This is a genomic window from Cloacibacillus sp., assembly GCA_036655895.1.
In the GTDB taxonomy this organism is placed as follows: Bacteria; Synergistota; Synergistia; order Synergistales; family Synergistaceae; genus JAVVPF01.
The window spans coordinates 1-548 of sequence record JAVVPF010000152.1; the positions used below are offsets into that span (position 1 = coordinate 1).

General features: G+C 46.7%; 1 rRNA gene. It reads left to right on the forward strand.

The features are described from left to right. Nucleotides 1–370 precede the first annotated feature (370 nt). Nucleotides 371–548: ribosomal RNA gene (locus RRY12_13405) — 16S ribosomal RNA — on the forward strand; the annotation flags it as partial.

A 548-nucleotide genomic window follows, 5' to 3' on the forward strand; every position in this document is an offset into this window, starting at 1 on the left:
TGTTGACAATCATTGAAAACAGAGCTATACTATCAAAGCTGTCTCGCCGCGGGAAACAAACGCCCGGCAAACGGAGAAACGAGAAGGCAGCGAGCACCTTGAAAACTGTATAGTGAAACAACAAGTAGCAAGATGTAGCGGAGTGGAAATTAAGAGGGAAACCTTTTAAAAGTAGATGACGTTAAAACAGATTGATGCAAACGCAATGTAATTTTGAGACGACCGGCGGAGTGGAAACACTCGCCGCGCGGACTGACGGAATTAGTTAAAAAGTGGAACGGAAGTTTTGCTTGAGACATAAGATAGTCGAGTACCGCGCAGAAATATAAGTAAATGAGCGGCGATGCTAAACGGCATCGCGGCAGGATTATAACTCAAGAGTTTGATCCTGGCTCAGGACGAACGCTGGCGGCGTGCCTAACACATGCAAGTCGAACGGAAGTTATGGCTTCGGCTGTAATTTTAGTGGCGAACGGGTGAGTAACGCGTGAGCAACCTGACCTAAAGAGGGGGATAACAACGAGAAATCGTTGCTAATACCGCATAAG